At 72.2% G+C, this 15,826-nt stretch carries 13 protein-coding genes; 4 read left to right on the top strand and 9 right to left on the bottom strand.

Features of this window, described 5'->3' with window-relative positions; genetic code table 11:
- The first annotated feature begins 63 nt into the window (after nt 1-63).
- Together ACLIN4_RS20995 and ACLIN4_RS20990 are read left to right on the top strand one after the other, a co-directional pair.
- The gene (locus tag ACLIN4_RS20995; protein ID WP_100044817.1) at nt 64-1,011 is read left to right on the top strand and encodes a LysR family transcriptional regulator; all 948 of its coding nucleotides are present in this window, start codon (nt 64-66) and stop codon (nt 1,009-1,011) included.
- 115 nt (nt 1,012-1,126) lie between these two features.
- Complete coding sequence (locus tag ACLIN4_RS20990; RefSeq protein ID WP_411576113.1) at nt 1,127-2,512, top strand: carbohydrate-binding protein; 1,386 nt, start codon at nt 1,127-1,129, stop codon at nt 2,510-2,512.
- Between the two features lie 135 nt (nt 2,513-2,647).
- Here the strand turns inward: ACLIN4_RS20990 and ACLIN4_RS20985 are convergent, their stop codons facing one another.
- The 3 genes from ACLIN4_RS20985 to ACLIN4_RS20975 form a co-directional block, all read right to left on the bottom strand.
- Nucleotides 2,648-3,841: a hypothetical protein gene (locus tag ACLIN4_RS20985; protein WP_107479370.1), complete on the bottom strand. Its 1,194-nt coding sequence runs from the start codon at nt 3,839-3,841 to the stop codon at nt 2,648-2,650.
- A gap of 232 nt (nt 3,842-4,073) precedes the next feature.
- A complete protein-coding gene (locus tag ACLIN4_RS20980; protein WP_307652254.1) occupies nt 4,074-4,736 on the bottom strand; it encodes a response regulator in 663 nt (220 codons plus the stop codon).
- Entirely contained in the window at nt 4,706-6,103 is a 1,398-nt protein-coding gene (locus ACLIN4_RS20975) for a sensor histidine kinase (protein ID WP_411576112.1), read from the bottom strand. The genes ACLIN4_RS20980 and ACLIN4_RS20975 overlap by 31 nt, the downstream gene beginning before the upstream one ends.
- A 180-nt stretch (nt 6,104-6,283) precedes the next feature.
- Between ACLIN4_RS20975 and ACLIN4_RS20970 the strand changes: the two genes are divergently transcribed.
- Together ACLIN4_RS20970 and ACLIN4_RS20965 are read left to right on the top strand one after the other, a co-directional pair.
- Nucleotides 6,284-7,030: an ABC transporter ATP-binding protein gene (locus ACLIN4_RS20970; protein ID WP_290012758.1), complete on the top strand. Its 747-nt coding sequence runs from the start codon at nt 6,284-6,286 to the stop codon at nt 7,028-7,030.
- Nucleotides 7,024-9,486 carry an FtsX-like permease family protein gene (locus ACLIN4_RS20965; RefSeq protein WP_411576111.1) on the top strand — a complete coding sequence of 821 codons (2,463 nt, stop codon included), beginning with the start codon at nt 7,024-7,026 and terminating at the stop codon, nt 9,484-9,486. Before ACLIN4_RS20970 ends, ACLIN4_RS20965 begins: the two co-directional genes overlap by 7 nt.
- 21 nt (nt 9,487-9,507) lie before the next feature.
- On the opposite strand, the gene ACLIN4_RS20960 is transcribed toward ACLIN4_RS20965, so the two are convergent.
- The 6 genes from ACLIN4_RS20960 to ACLIN4_RS20935 form a co-directional block, all read right to left on the bottom strand.
- Complete coding sequence (locus ACLIN4_RS20960; protein WP_411576110.1) at nt 9,508-10,014, bottom strand: hypothetical protein; 507 nt, start codon at nt 10,012-10,014, stop codon at nt 9,508-9,510.
- Between the two features lie 118 nt (nt 10,015-10,132).
- A complete protein-coding gene (gene tuf / locus ACLIN4_RS20955) occupies nt 10,133-11,326 on the bottom strand; it encodes an elongation factor Tu (RefSeq protein ID WP_043381065.1) in 1,194 nt (397 codons plus the stop codon).
- A gap of 172 nt (nt 11,327-11,498) precedes the next feature.
- Entirely contained in the window at nt 11,499-13,625 is a 2,127-nt protein-coding gene (gene fusA, locus ACLIN4_RS20950) for an elongation factor G (RefSeq protein WP_100044823.1), read from the bottom strand.
- A 39-nt stretch (nt 13,626-13,664) separates the two neighbouring features.
- Nucleotides 13,665-14,135, bottom strand: a complete 471-nt coding sequence (rpsG, locus tag ACLIN4_RS20945; protein ID WP_003974303.1) for a 30S ribosomal protein S7 — start codon at nt 14,133-14,135, stop codon at nt 13,665-13,667.
- A 2-nt stretch (nt 14,136-14,137) separates the two neighbouring features.
- A complete protein-coding gene (rpsL, locus tag ACLIN4_RS20940) occupies nt 14,138-14,509 on the bottom strand; it encodes a 30S ribosomal protein S12 (RefSeq protein WP_003948652.1) in 372 nt (123 codons plus the stop codon).
- A gap of 288 nt (nt 14,510-14,797) precedes the next feature.
- The gene (locus ACLIN4_RS20935; RefSeq protein ID WP_107478459.1) at nt 14,798-15,814 is read right to left on the bottom strand and encodes a glycosyltransferase family 2 protein; all 1,017 of its coding nucleotides are present in this window, start codon (nt 15,812-15,814) and stop codon (nt 14,798-14,800) included.
- Between the last annotated feature and the right edge of the window lie 12 nt (nt 15,815-15,826).

Below are 15,826 nucleotides of genomic sequence, written 5' to 3'. Positions count from 1 at the left end.
CTGACCGTCACAGGTCCGGACCAACCTCTTGCCCCCGCCCCTCCCCCGTCGCAAGCTCCCCTCATGGAGCTGGAGTTGCGGCATCTCAGGACGGTCCGGGCCATCGCCGACGCCGGCAGCCTCACCAGGGCGGCGACGGTCCTAGGTCTCGCGCAGCCCGCGTTGAGCGCACAGCTCAAGCGGATCGAACGGGCCCTGGGCGGAGCACTGTTCGAGCGGGGCCGGCACGGAGTGCGGGCCACCGCGCTGGGGGAACTGGTACTGGAGCGGAGCCGGATCGTGCTGCCCGCGGTGACCGAGTTGCAGCAGGAGGCGACGCGGTTCGCGCGAGCGCCGCGTACCGCGCGGCACCTGCGGCTGGGCGGGACGCACGGGCCGCTGCTGGGTGCGCTGGTGGACCGGCTGGCGGACGTGGTGCCGGACGCCCGGATGACGACCTGTACGTCGTGGTCGGAGCGGGAGTTGGCCGAGCAACTGGCCGAGGGGCGGCTGGACTTCGCGCTCGCCGGGACGTGCGGTTCCGCCGCGCCGCCCGGTGCGGCGGGGCTGGTGTGGCGGGAGGTCGCCGTCGACCCGGTGTTCGTGATGGTGCCCGAGCGGCACCCGCTCGCCCGGCGGGCCGAGGTGGACCTGACCGAGCTGGCGGACGAGGAGTGGGCCTGCGTGCCCGGTGACGGCTGCTTCGGCGACTGCTTCACCGCCGCCTGCGCCCGCGCCGGGTTCACGCCGCGCCGCATGTACGAGACGGACACCGCCTCGCTGGTGCACCTGGTGCAGGTGGGGCGGGCGGTCGGGCTGTGCCGGGCGACCTTCCCGACCACGCCCGGCATCGTCACCCGGCCGCTCACCGGCACGCCGCTGGCCTGGCGGCACCTGCTGGGCTGGCACGCGGTGACGGGGCGGGCGGACACCGCCGCGACCGTGCTGGCGCAGGCCCGCATGGCGCACGCGGGGGTGGCGGCGAGCAGCGACAGCTACACCGAGTGGATGGCGGCGCACCGGGTGCCCTGACAGGCCTGTGCGAGCTTCCATAACGCCGGGGAGAGGGCCGGCCGACGTCTTACGGCATCCGGTCGGCCCTCCCTACGGTTTCGGCACCTCCCCACCGAAACCGAGGAGATCCCCCATGCCACCCATCCCCCACCGTCACCGGCACACCAGAGCCGTGGGCGCCGCCGTCGTCGCGACGGCCGCCCTGCTCGTGGCCGGGCTCAGCGGCTCCGCGAGCGCCGGGACGGCCCCCGACGCGACGGCCCCCACCGCGGCACAGACCCTGCGCACCGACGCCGCACCGCCCGCCCTGCTCCGGGCCATGGAGCGTGACCTCGGCCTCGACCGGCGGCAGGCCGAGCGCCGTCTCGCCAACGAGGCCGACGCGGGTGCCGTCGCGGGCCGGCTCCGCGCCGTGCTCGGCGACGACTTCGCGGGCGCGTGGGTGCGGGGCGCCGAGTCCGGCACGCTGACCGTGGCGACGACCGACGCGGCCGACGTCGCGGCGATCGAGGCGCAGGGCGCCGTGGCGAAGGTCGTACGGCACTCGCTCGCCGACCTGGACGCGGCCAAGTCCCGCCTCGACCGGGCCGCCGCGGGGCGGGACGGGGACGCCGCCGACGCGCCGGTCCGGTACGTCGACGTACGGACGAACACGGTCACCGTGCAGGCCGTACGGCCGTCCGCCGCCCGGGCCCTCCTCGACGCGGCCGGGATCGACGCCGGGCTCGCGCGCGTCGAGAAGACGGCCGAGAAGCCGCGTCCGCTGTACGACCTGCGGGGCGGCGAGGCGTACTACATCAACAACAGCGGGCGCTGCTCGATCGGCTTCCCCGTCACCAAGGGCAGCCAGGAGGGCTTCGCCACGGCCGGTCACTGCGGGCGGACCGGGGCGAGCACCACCGGGTACAACCGGGTGGCGCAGGGCACCTTCCAGGGCTCGATCTTCCCGGGCCGGGACATGGCGTGGGTGGCGGTCAACTCCAACTGGCGGGCGACCCCGTACGTCAGCGGCGCCGGCGGCCAGAACGTCCAGGTCACCGGGTCCACCCAGGCGCCGGTCGGGGCGTCCGTGTGCCGTTCCGGCTCCACCACCGGCTGGCACTGCGGCACCGTCCAGCAGCACAACACCAGCGTGACCTACCCCGAGGGCACCATCACCGGCGTCACCCGCACCACGGTGTGCGCCGAGCCCGGCGACTCGGGCGGCTCGTACATCTCCGGCAGCCAGGCGCAGGGCGTCACCTCGGGCGGCTCCGGTGACTGCCGCAGCGGCGGCACGACGTTCTTCCAGCCGATCAACCCGCTGCTCCAGAACTACGGCCTCACCCTGAAGACCACCGACGACGGCGGCCCCGAGGAGCCACCGCCCGGTGAGGGCGGCACCTGGGCGGCCGGCACCGTCTACCAGCCGGGCGACACGGTGACGTACGGCGGCGCCGCCTACCGCTGCATTCAGGGGCACCAGGCCCACGCGGGCTGGGAACCGCCGAACGTTCCGGCGCTGTGGCAGCGCGTGTGAACGGCTGAGTGACCCACGGGGGACGGCCCCCTGGGACGGCCCGCGGGGGGTACGGCCCACGGGGGACGACGGGGACGGGCCCGGGCGCGCGAAGGGAGAGCGCCCGGGCCCGGTCACGTCGGTCACGACCGGCGGTCAGGTGCGGGTGACCTTGCCGCACTCTTCCGACTCGGTGCCCGTGAGGGGCTTGCTGCGGTCGTACGGGTCCGTCAGGGGCCCGGTGGCCGGGTCACCGCCGGCCGCGTCGTCGCCGAACCCGGGGTGCAGATAGCCGTCGTCGACGCCGCAGGCGGTGTTCCCGTGCTCGGAGAAGTACTTCTCCACCAGCAGCCTGCCCTCGGTCACGTTCCATCGCGCCGGGTCGTTCAGCGTCAGGGTGAGCACACGCCGGACGATCGTGCGCGCCACCCGCCCGTCGTCCCCCTGGGCCCGTACCAGCGGGTAGACGAAGGTGTAGTCCGCGTCGACCTTCACGACGCCCTTCTCCCCGGCGGACAGCTCCATGCGGCCCCGGACCTTGACGACGTCCCCGGCGAGGCGGACCTCGTCCGGGTCGAAGCGGGTGAACATCCGCAGCGGGTCGTGGTCCTCGTCCGGCTCCCGCAGGGACCGGCGCAGCCTCGGCAGCAGTTCCGGCTGCTTCGGGTCCAGGACCGCCAGGGCCTCCTCCGGCCACTCCCCGCGCAGTACGGCGGGGTCCAGGTTGGCGGCGACCAGCAGATCCTTGGTGCGGCGCAGAGCGAACGCCACGTCCTTCTCGCTCATCCCGGACAGCGCCTTCGCCTCCGGTACCTCGATGGCGTCGGCACCCTCGGCCCACTGCTCGGCCGGGGAGCCGCGGAAGGGGTGCTCGCGGGTGGCCCGTCCGGACCGGGCGGGGTCCGCGGGAGCGCCGGTCGGCTGCGCGGACTCGGCGGCAAGCGGTCCGTCCGAGCCGTCCTCGCCACCGGGGAACAGGTCCGTCACCAGCGAGGGGCGTACGGCGACGACCGCGAGCAGCGCCAGCACCAGTACGCCGACGACCGCGCCCACGCGGCGCCGGCGGGAGCCGCCGTTTCCGAGCCGCGTCGCCGGGCCCGTACGCCAGCCGGGCGGGGAGGCGTGCGGCGGGCCCTGCTCACCACGCTTGCGGCCGCCCTGGGCGCGCCGCGCGGCCTCGTCCTCCTCGCGCAGGCGCCGGGCCACCATCCGCGCACGGGCGGAGGGCTCCTTGGGAGCGGCTGCGCCACCGCCCTCGGTGGCCTCCCGCAGGAAGGACTCCAGTTGCTCGTCCGAGAGGGACGGGGCCGGGTCGTCGTCGGGGCGGTCGGGAGGCGGGACGGTACTCACGGACTCACTTTCCGGGTGACGGGGGCGGGTGACGGGTGATCAGGGGCAGCACGGGGCCGGGCTCGCGGCGATCAATCGTGCCGCCCTGCGGAGGAGAAGTGCACAGCTGTGCGGGATTCGTGACCGAACCCGTACACGCCCCGCTCCCGCCCTCCGTCCTCCGCCCTCCGCCCTCCGCCCTCCGCCTTCCGCCCTCGGTCCGCTGCCCGTCGCCCGTCGCCCGTCGCCCGCGTCACGCCCGCAGGAACGCCAGCACCGCCAGCACCCTGCGGTGCGTGTCGTCCGCCGGGGGCAGGTCCAGCTTGGCCAGGATGCTGCCGATGTGCTTGCCCACGGCCGCCTCGGAGACGACGAGCCGGCGGGCGATGGCCCCGTTGGACCTGCCCTCCGCGATCAGCGCCAGCACCTCCCGCTCGCGCGGACTGAGCCGGGCCAGGGGGTCCCGGCGGCGGCGCAGCAACTGGCGTACCACCTCCGGGTCGACGACCGTGCCGCCGTCCGCCACCTCGGCCAGCGCATCGACGAACTCCTCGACCTGGCCGACGCGGTCCTTGAGCAGGTAGCCGACGCCGGTGCCGTCGCCGGAGTCCAGCAACTCGGCGGCGTAGGACCGCTGTACGTACTGGCTGAGGACGAGGACGGGCAGGCCGGGGCGCCGCTCCCGCAGCCCCACCGCCGCGCGCAGGCCCTCGTCCTGGAAGCCGGGCGGCATGCGCACGTCGGTGACGACGACGTCCGGGGCGTGCTCCGCGACGGCCGCCACCAGCGCCTCCGCGTCCCCCACCGACGCCACGACCTCGTGCCCGAAGCGGGTGAGCAGGCTCGTCAGGCCGTCCCGCAGCAGGACACTGTCCTCGGCCAGTACTACGCGAAGGGTTCGGTCGTCCACTCGCAAGGGATCTCCACGCGCAACAGGGTCGGTCCGCCCGGCGGGCTGGACAGCGAGATTCTGCCATCCAGGACCGACACCCGGTCGGCGAGTCCGGTCAGGCCGCTGCCCGCACGGGCCTCCGCATCGACATCGGCACCGGGATCGGGATCGGGATCGGCATCCGCACCGGCACCGGCACCGGCACCGGGCTCGGCAGCACCGACCCGGGCACGGTCCTCGGCGCCGCCCCGGCCGTTGTCGCGGATCTCCAGGCGCAGCCGTCCGTCGCGGTGTCCGCCGGTCACCTCCGCACGGTCGGCGCCGCTGTGCTTCGCCACGTTGGCGAGGGCTTCGCAGACCACGAAGTAGGCGGCGGCCTCGACGGCCCGGGGCAGGCGGCCCGGCAGCTCCAGGCTTACGTCCACGGGGACGGCGGAGCGGTCGGCGGCGTCCTCCACGGCCGCCGCCAGGCCGTGGTCGGCGAGCACCTTCGGGTGGATGCCGTGGATCAGCTCGCGCAGCTCCTCCAGGGCCCGGCCCGCCTCCCCGTGGGCCTTGGCCAGCTGGTCGGCGAGCGGGCCGGGCGGCGCGTCGAGGCGGGCCAGGCCCAGGGTCATCGTCAGGGCGACCAGGCGCTGCTGGGCGCCGTCGTGCAGGTCGCGTTCGATGCGGCGGCGCTCGGCCTCGAAGGCGTCCACCAACCGGACGCGGGAGCGGGTGAGTTCGACGACGCGGGCGTCCAGGGCCGCCTCGCGCGGAGTGCCCAGGAGTACGCGGGCGAGGGCGGCCCGTGCGCCCGCCGCCAGGCCCAGCGCGTAGGCGCCCAGGACGAGCAGCAGCAGTCCCAGCACCGCCGCGCCGAACGCCGTCGGCCAGGTGGTGACCGTCCACTGCTTGAGCACCTTCGCCTCCTCGCCGTCCCCGACGGTCGCCATCAGCAGGGGCGTGGCGAGGGTGGCGAGCGGGAGGGCCAGGGCCGCGGTGACGACGAGGGCGTCCAGCGGCCAGAGAACGGTGGCGAACAGCAGGGCGTGGCCCAGGTCCCGCCAGCTCGCGGGCTCGCGCAGGCGGGTGGTGAGCCAGGGCCAGGGGCCGTAGGCGGTGGGCTGCCGCCGGGGCCGGTCGGGTGCGGGGGCGCGGTCGGCAAGGCGCAGCCGGAGCCGTTCCAGCCGGGCCACGGGAAGACCCGCGAGGGCGGTGAGCACCAGGAGCGGGAGTCCCACCACGACGACGGAGAGGACTCCCCCGACGGTCACCACGACCACCAGCCCCACCAGGGTCACGGCACCGGCGGACGCGCCGGTCAGCAGATAGGCGGCCGCGCGCCAGGGCCACGCCGACAGCAGGAAGCCGGGGGCGGACATGGCCTGCCACACGTTTCGGGGACGCATGCCGATCACCGTAGGACCGCGGTGCGCGGCGCGGCCATCGGCCTGGGCCGAGGAACGGGGGTAGGGCCTGCCATACCCCCGTTCTCGCCCCTGCCGCACTGCGCCGGGGCGGCCCCGCGCGGTTTCGTGAGGGCACCGATCAAGACACCGGGCTGACCGGTGCCCGACGAGTGGGGACAGATGACCGACCACACGATCCACGCGATCCGACTGAGCTCCGTCAGCAGGCGGTACGGCGCGGGCGACAGCGCGGTGACGGCTCTGGACGAGGTCTCCCTCGCCTTCCCGCGGGGCACCTTCACCGCCGTCATGGGCCCCTCGGGCTCGGGCAAGTCGACGCTGCTCCAGTGCGCCGCCGGCCTGGACCGGCCCACGTCGGGGTCGGTGGTCGTCGGCGGCACGGAGCTGACGGGGCTGAGCGAGCGGAGGCTGACCCTGCTGCGGCGCGAGCGCATCGGCTTCGTCTTCCAGGCGTTCAACCTGCTGCCCTCGCTGACCGCGGCGCAGAACGTGGCCCTCCCCCTGCGCCTGGCCGGCCGCCGCCCCTCCCGGTCCCGGGTCCGCGAGGCGCTCGCCCAGGTCGGTCTCGCCGACCGAGCCCGGCACCGGCCCGCCGAGTTGTCCGGCGGCCAGCAGCAACGCGTCGCGCTGGCCCGCGCCCTGATCACCCGGCCCGAGGTGCTGTTCGGCGACGAGCCGACCGGTGCCCTGGACTCGCGGACCGGACGGGAGGTGCTGGCCCTGCTGCGCGGCATGGTCGACCGCGAGGGCCAGACGGTCGTCATGGTCACGCACGATCCGGTGGCCGCCGCCCGCGCCGACCGCGTGGTCTTCCTCGTCGACGGCCGGCCGGCGGGCGAGCTGACCGGGGCGGACGCCGACGCCATCGCCACCCGCATGACCCGGCTGGAGGCCGCCCCGTGCTGACCGTCACCCTGCACACCCTGCGCACCCGCTGGGCCACCCTCGTCGGCAGTTTCGTCGCCCTGTCCCTGGGGGTCGCACTGCTCACGGTGACGGGACTGGCGCTCGCCTCCTCGCTGGACGCTCCCGGCCGCGCACCGGAACGGTTCGCCGCCGCGCGGGTCGTGGTGCGGGGGCAGGACGCACTGCGGGTGCCCACGCCGGTCGGCGACCGCACGGAGAGGCTCGCCCGGCCGCGTGCCGTGCCCGCCGGGACGGTCGCGGAGCTGCGGCGGCTCGGCCGGGTCGTCGAGGACCGGTCCTTCGCCGTACGGGCCGAGCGCGGGCCGGGGGACCTCGTGGGCCACCCGTGGTCGACCGCCGCGTTCGCCCCGTACGGGATCGACGCGGGCCGCGCGCCGCGCGCCGCCGGCGAGGTCGTCGTCACCGGCGACTGGGCCGCGCCCGGCGAACGGCTCCGCACGGACCGGGGCGTCGTGGAGGTCGTGGGCACCGTGCCCGACCGCGGTTTCGAGAACGCCGTCTTCTACACCGACGCCGAGGCCGCCCGGCTCTCCCCCGTCAGCCTCCAACTCGTGGTCGACGCGGACACCTCGGCGGTGCGGGACGCGGTGCGCGGCAGCGCGGGCGTGCGGGTGCTCACCGGCGACGAACGCCGGTACGCCGACGCCGACCCCGAGCGGGACAGCGAGGCGATGACCGCGATGAACGCCCTGTTCGGCACGGCCGGCGGCGTCTCCGCCTTCGTGTCGGCGTTCGTCGTGGCGTCCACCTTCGCCTTCGCGGTGGCGCAGCGGCGGCGGGAGTTCGGGCTGCTGCGCACCGCCGGGGCGACGCCCGGACAGGTCCGCCGGACGGTTCTGGCCGAGGGGCTGGCGGTGGGGGCGGTCGCCTCGGCGGCCGGCTGCGCGCTCGGTTCGTACGGTGCCCCGCACCTGGCCGCGTGGGTCGTCGACGAGGGCCTGGCACCGGCGTGGTTCAGCATCGGCGACCACACCTGGCCGTACCACACGGCCTTCTGGACGGGGCTGCTCGTCGCCCTGTGCGGCGCGGTCACGGCGTCCTGGCGGGCCGGCCGGACCGGTCCGGCGCAGGCACTGCGCGAGGTGTCCGTGGACACCCGGACCATGACCCGGGGGCGGTGGCTGTCCGGCGGGGGCCTGCTGCTGACCGCGCTGGTGACGCTCGGCATCGCACTGGCCGGCGATCCCGGAGACCTGCTGCACCGCAAGACGTACGTGACCCGGCCCATGCTGCTGATCACCGCCGTCGCGTTGCTCGCCCCCGTCGTGGTGCGCCCGCTGACCCGGCTGCTGGCCTGGCTGCCCGCCCGGCTGCCGGGCGCGGCGGGGATGCTGGTGCGGGAGAACGCCGCCGCCGGGGTGCGCCGCACGGCGGCCGTCGCGGCGCCGGTGCTGGTGACGGTCGCTCTGGCCGGGTCGCTGCTCGGCGCCACCGCGACGCTGAACAAGGCCGGCGCGACCGAGACGCGCGAGCGGACCACCGCCGACTTCGTGGTCGAGGCGCCGGGTGACGGCGGCTTCGACGCGGAGACCGTCGACCGGCTGCGCGCGGTGCCGGGAGCGGCCACGGTCTCCCCGGCCTCCTCGACCGCCGTGTACGTCCTGGAGGAGGGCGTGGCGCTGGTCAGGTCCGACGCGCGGGCCGTCGCCGACCCCGCGGCACTGTCGGCCACCGCCCGGCTGCCGCTCGCGGCGGGCAGGGCGACCGACCTCGACGACGGCTCGATCATCGTCAACGAGGAGTGGGAACGGCACTCCGTCGGCGAGAGCGTGCGGGTGTGGCTCGGCGACGGCACGGAGCGGAAGCTGCGCATCGCCGCCGTGATGACCACCGGAACGGGTGACAACGGCGCCTACGTCACCTCCGCCAACGCCCCGGGCGTCCCGGTCGACCGGGTCGACGTCACCGTCGCGGCCGGCGCCGACGCCGGTGCGGTGGCCGACGGGCTGCGCGACGCGGTGGGGCCGTCCGGCGGTCAGGTGTCGAGCAGGGACGAGTGGGTCGCGGCCGCCTCCCCACAGACCAACGGCACGACCCGGGCGGGCCTCCTCCTGGTCCTCGGCATCGCCCTGCTCTACACCGGGATCTCCCTGGTCAACACCATGGTCATGGCCACTTCCGACCGGACGCGCGACCTGGCCGTGCTGCGGCTGGCGGGGGCCACCAGATGGCAGGTGCTGAGGCTGGTCGGCGCGGAGTCGCTGACGGTCGTCGTGGTCGGCGCGGTCCTGGGTCTGGTCGTGGCCGTGCTCAATCTGGCCGGAATGTGGGCGGCGCTACGCCTCCTGTCGGTGCACAGCGCCCCCGACCTGCCCTGGACGCCCCTGGCCGGCGTCGTCGCGACCTGCGCGGTACTCGCCGTCACCGCCTCGGTGATCCCGGCGGGCCTGGCCCTGCGACGCCACGCGGCGGAATCGGCGGGAGTACGGGAGTGACCCCTGACCCACCCCAGGGCTTCAGCTTCCCTCGGACTCGAACACCTCCGCCGCCGTAGAGGCAGTGATCGCCCGCGTCAACCAGACGTCCAACACCTCCACGTCGGAACACCCCACGATGCGCGCACGCTCCCCCTCCGACAACGAGACACCCCGCCGGTCGAGCAACAGCAGAAGAGCACCGGCACGCCCCTCGGCACGCCCCTCGGCCCGCCCCTCCGCCCTGAGGCTCTGCGCAGTCTCCGACTGAAAGAAGGAAAGGTCGGCGGCCATGATCTGCCTCCAGAGGTCCGCGGCCGGCGTCTTGCCGAGGCCTTGTTCCGTGAGCTCGATGAAGATGCTTGCCGTGTTCTCGTCGTGGGCCGTCAGGCCTTTCAAGGCCGATGCCAGCGCTTGCAGTATGGCACCGGCGTCAGGATCCCGGCGGTGCAGCGCTGTGGACAGGACGGTCAGCGGGATGTCACGCGCCGCCTCGTCGGGGGGCTGTCGATCACGGGCAGCTGGTCCGGCCCGAGGACCAGTCTCCACCCCCGTGATTGACGCCCCCCCGCCGGCAACGCGAAAGGGACCCGCACGACCGAAGTCGTACGGGCCCCTTCCCAGGCATCAGCCCATGTCAGGTCATCGGACCGACAAGCAAGCGGACTTACTTGTTGATCTTGGTGACCTGGCCGGCGCCGACCGTCCGGCCACCCTCGCGGATGGCGAACTTCAGGCCCTCTTCCATGGCGACGGGCTGGATGAGCTCCACCTTCATCTCGGTGTTGTCACCCGGCATGACCATCTCGGTGCCCTCGGGGAGGGTCACGACGCCGGTCACGTCCGTCGTACGGAAGTAGAACTGCGGACGGTAGTTGTTGAAGAACGGCGTGTGGCGGCCACCCTCGTCCTTGGACAGGATGTAGGCCTGCGCCTCGAACTCGGTGTGCGGGGTGACCGAGCCCGGCTTGATGATGACCTGGCCGCGCTCGACGTCCTCGCGCTTGATGCCGCGGAGCAGCAGACCGACGTTCTCACCGGCCTGGCCCTCGTCGAGGAGCTTCCGGAACATCTCGATGCCGGTGACCGTGGTGGTGGTCTTCTCCTGCTTGATGCCGATGATGTCGACGGTCTCGTTGACCTTGAGGACACCACGCTCGATGCGGCCGGTGACGACCGTACCGCGACCGGTGATGGTGAAGACGTCCTCGATCGGCATCAGGAACGGCTTGTCGACGTCGCGCTCGGGCTCCGGGATGGCCTCGTCCACGGCCTTCATGAGCTCGAGGACCGAGTTGCCCCACTCCTTGTCGCCCTCGAGGGCCTTCAGAGCGGAGACCTTGACGACGGGAACGTCGTCGCCCGGGAACTCGTACTCGGAGAGGAGCTCACGCACCTCGAGCTCGACGAGCTCCAGGATCTCCTCGTCGTCCACCATGTCGGCCTTGTTCAGGGCGACGACGATGTACGGAACGCCGACCTGGCGGGCCAGGAGCACGTGCTCCTTGGTCTGCGGCATCGGGCCGTCGGTGGCGGCGACCACGAGGATGGCGCCGTCCATCTGCGCCGCACCCGTGATCATGTTCTTGATGTAGTCCGCGTGACCGGGGCAGTCGACGTGGGCGTAGTGACGCGACTCGGTCTGGTACTCGACGTGCGCGATGGAGATGGTGATACCGCGCTGGCGCTCTTCGGGAGCCTTGTCGATCTGGTCGAAGGCCGAGGCCTCGTTCAGGTCCGGGTACGCGTCGTGCAGCACCTTGGTAATGGCGGCCGTGAGGGTCGTCTTACCGTGGTCGATGTGACCGATGGTGCCGATGTTGACGTGCGGCTTAGTCCGCTCGAACTTCGCCTTCGCCACTGGGGTCCTCCTGTGGAGTGGTTCTGTACGCCTTACTCATCGGCGCCAGGTGATCTTTGCTGGGAAACCCGGGCCAGGGGGCATTCCGCCGGGTTGGCGGCGGAATGCCTCTTGCAGGCTCCGGGGTCAAGCCTAAAGCGTGTGAACGGGGTCCGTTAAACGGAGTAGCCCGTTACTCGCCCTTGGCCTTCGCGATGATCTCCTCGGCGACGTTCCGGGGAACCTCGGCGTAGGAGTCGAACTGCATCGAGTAGCTTGCGCGACCCGACGTCTTGCTGCGGAGGTCGCCGACGTAGCCGAACATCTCCGACAGGGGCACGAGGCCCTTGACGACGCGGGCGCCCGCACGCTCCTCCATGGCCTGGATCTGGCCACGGCGGGAGTTGATGTCGCCGATGACCTCACCCATGTAGTCCTCGGGCGTGGTGACCTCGACGGCCATCATCGGCTCCAGGAGCACGGGCGAAGCCTTGCGCGCGGCCTCCTTGAAGGCCTGCGAACCGGCGATCTTGAAGGCGAGCTCGGAGGAGTCGACCTCGTGGTAGCCACCGTCGATGAGCGTGACGCGAACGCCCGTCATCTCGTAGCCGGCCAGGATGCCGAACTGCATGGCCTCCTGCGCACCGGCGTCCACCGAAGGGATGTACTCCTTCGGGATGCGGCCACCGGTCACCTTGTTCACGAACTCGTACGAGGCGTCGCCGCCCTCGATCGGCTCGATCGCGATCTGCACCTTGGCGAACTGACCGGTACCACCGGTCTGCTTCTTGTGGGTGTAGTCCACGCGCTCGACGGTCTTGCGGATCGTCTCACGGTACGCGACCTGCGGCTTGCCGACGTTGGCCTCGACCTTGAACTCGCGCTTCATCCGGTCGACCAGCACCTCGAGGTGAAGCTCGCCCATACCGCCGATGACGGTCTGGCCGGTCTCCTCGTTGGTGTGCACCTGGAAGGAGGGGTCCTCCTCCGCGAGACGCTGGATGGCGACACCCAGCTTCTCCTGGTCGCCCTTGGACTTGGGCTCGATCGCGACCTCGATGACCGGCGCCGGGAAGTCCATGGACTCCAGGATGACCGGGTTCTTGTCGTCGGACAGCGTCTCACCGGTGGTGGTCTGCTTCAGGCCCATGACGGCGACGATGTCGCCGGCGCCCACCGACTCGATCTCCTCACGCTTGTTGGCGTGCATGCGGTAGATCTTGCCGATGCGCTCCTTCTTGCCCTTGACGGAGTTCAGCACCGCGGTGCCGGACTCCAGGCGGCCCGAGTAGACCCGGACGAAGGTGAGCTTGCCGAGGTGCGGGTCGCTCATGATCTTGAACGCCAGCGCGGCCAGCGGCTCGTCCTCGGACGGCTTGCGCTTGATGACGACCTCGGGGTCCTTGACGTCCTGGCCCTCGATGGCCTCGACGTCGAGCGGGGTCGGCAGGTAGCGCACGACCGCGTCGAGCAGGGGCTGGACGCCCTTGTTCTTGAACGCGGTGCCGCAGAACACCGGGGTGACGGTGGTGTCGTCGGACTTGCCGGTCGCGATGGTGATGCGACGGATCGCGGCGTACAGCTGCTCCTCGGTGGGCTCCTGGCCCTCCAGGAACAGCTCCATGATCTCTTCGTCGTTCTCCGCGACGGCCTCGACCAGCTTGCCGCGCCACTCCTCGGCGGCCTCGGTGTGCGTGGCCGGGATGTCGACGGTGTCGTACATCTCGCCCTTGGCCGCGTCGGCGGACCACACGAGCGCCTTCATGCGGACGAGGTCCACGACGCCCTGGAAGTCGGCCTCGGCACCGATCGGGAGCTGCATGACGAGCGGCTGGGCGCCCAGGCGGTCCGAGATCATGTCCACGCAGCGGTGGAACTCGGCGCCGGTACGGTCCAGCTTGTTGACGAAGCAGATGCGCGGCACGCCGTAACGGTCGGCCTGACGCCACACCGTCTCGGACTGCGGCTCCACACCGGCGACACCGTCGAACACGGTCACGGCACCGTCGAGCACACGCAGGGAACGCTCCACCTCGACGGTGAAGTCGACGTGCCCCGGGGTGTCGATGATGTTGATCGTGTAGTCGTTGTCCTCGAGCGGCCAGTGGCAGGTGGTGGCAGCGGACGTGATCGTGATGCCACGCTCCTGCTCCTGCTCCATCCAGTCCATCGTGGCGGCGCCGTCGTGGACCTCACCGATCTTGTACGACACACCCGTGTAGAACAGGATCCGCTCGGTGGTGGTCGTCTTGCCCGCGTCGATGTGGGCCATGATCCCGATGTTGCGGACCTTGGCCAGGTCAAGTGAAGTGGTAGCCATAAGGCTTCAGTCTTCTCTCGGTCTCGATGTGGGTAGCGACTACCAGCGGTAGTGCGCGAAGGCCTTGTTGGACTCGGCCATCTTGTGCGTGTCCTCGCGCTTCTTCACAGCGGCACCCAGGCCGTTGGAGGCGTCGAGGAGCTCGTTGAGCAGACGCTCGGTCATGGTCTTCTCGCGACGGGCGCGGGAGTAACCGACCAGCCAGCGCAGCGCGAGGGTGTTGGCGCGACCGGGCTTGACCTCGATCGGCACCTGGTACGTCGCACCACCGACACGGCGGGACTTGACCTCGAGGGTCGGCTTGATGTTCTCGAGAGCGCGCTTCAGCGTGATGACCGGATCGTTGCCGGTCTTCTCGCGCAGGCCCTCCATGGCGCCGTAGACGATGCGCTCGGCGGTGGAGCGCTTGCCGTTCAGCAGCACCTTGTTGATCAGGGAGGTCACCAGAGGAGAACCGTAGACCGGGTCGATGATGACCGGGCGCTTCGGGGCGGGGCCCTTACGAGGCATTCTTACTTCTCCTTCTTGGCGCCGTAGCGGCTGCGAGCCTGCTTGCGGTTCTTCACACCCTGGGTGTCAAGCGAACCGCGGATGATCTTGTAGCGAACACCCGGCAGGTCCTTCACACGGCCGCCGCGCACGAGCACGATGGAGTGCTCCTGCAGGTTGTGCCCCTCACCCGGAATGTAAGCGGTGACCTCGATCCCGCTGGTCAGACGCACACGCGCGACCTTACGCAGGGCCGAGTTCGGCTTCTTCGGGGTGGTCGTGAACACACGCGTGCAGACGCCACGGCGCTGAGGGGAACCCTCGAGTGCGGGCGTCTTGTTCTTCTCGACCTTGTCCTGCCGGCCCTTGCGGACCAGCTGCTGGATCGTAGGCACTACTTCTCCGGTTTCTGTGTGCCGAATGGTGAAGCTAACCTGGAACGTCACCGACCCACGCGGTCGGGTGTGTCGAAGCCGCGAAACCCTGCCGCAAGGCGGAGGACAGGCGCGGATTGCGGTGGCCGGTCACGACCCCCATTGCGGTTGAAGGCACGCACGAGGGCCAGGGCACACCCCAGGCACAAGGTCTGAGCGTACCTACCGCACTCGCTGCGGTCAAAACAAATGGGCGGGACCGGCAGCGACGCCCGGACTGCCCCGTTTTCTCCCGTTCGGCTCCGGGGCTCAGGACCTGGGCGCGGGCACCCTCACCCCGGTCTCCTCGCACTCCCCGGCCTTCGTCGGCGCCGCCGTGTCGTGCCGGACGAAGTACGTCGGCCGGTTCTGCACCGCCGTGTAGATGCGCCCGACGTACTCCCCGAGCAGACCGACGCAGATCAGCTGCACGGCGCCGATGAACACGATGCCGGTGAACAGGGAGGTCCAGCCCGGCACCGTCCGGCCCAGCGCGAAGGCGGTCAGGGTGTAGACCAGCAGGCCCAGGCAGACCAGGAAGGCACCGGCACCCAGCCAGGTGGCGATGCGCAGCGGGGCGGCGGAGAAGCCCGTGACGCTGTCGACCGCGAGCCGGATCATCCGGCCCAGCGGGTACTTCGTGCGCCCGGCGGTGCGCGGGGCACGCTCGTACGTCACCTGGCCGCTCGGGAAGCCCAGCCAGGGCACGAGGAGGCGGTAGACCCGCTGCTGGTCCGGCAGCGCCTTCAGGGCCTCCACGGCGGCGCGGCTGAGCAGCCGGAAGTCACCGGCCTGCGCGGTGACCGACGGGCCCGCCAGGCGCCGCATCAGGCGGTAGTACACGCCGGCCGTCCAGCGCTTGAAGCCGGTGTCGCTGCTGCGGTCGGCACGGACGCCGTAGACGATGTCGAGGCCCTCGGCGCGGGCCAGTGCCAGCATCTCCGGGATCTTCTCCGGCGGGTCCTGGAGGTCGGCGTCGAGGCTGACGACGTAGGCGCCCGCCGCCCGGTCCAGACCGGCGGTCAGCGCCGCCTGGTGGCCGGAATTGCGCCGCAGCGCGACCACGCGCAGCTCCGGCCAGCCCAGCCGGAAGGCGGCGAGCAGCTCCGCCGTGCGGTCCACGCTGCCGTCGTCCACCGCGACGACCTCGTGCGCGACGCCCAGCGCGTCGAGGACCGGCCGCACCCTGCTGACCAGCGCGGGCAGCACCTCTTCCTCGTTGTACATCGGAATGACGACCGACAGCTCGACCGGCTCCTGCCGTTCCGCGTCCGGTTCCTCGGGCACCGCGCCTCCCCT

Origin of the sequence: Streptomyces mutabilis, assembly GCF_046628145.1 — a bacterium.
Classification (GTDB): domain Bacteria; phylum Actinomycetota; class Actinomycetes; order Streptomycetales; family Streptomycetaceae; genus Streptomyces; species Streptomyces mutabilis.
Note: the sequence above shows the minus strand (reverse complement) of the source record. Positions and strands in the feature narration are given on the sequence as shown.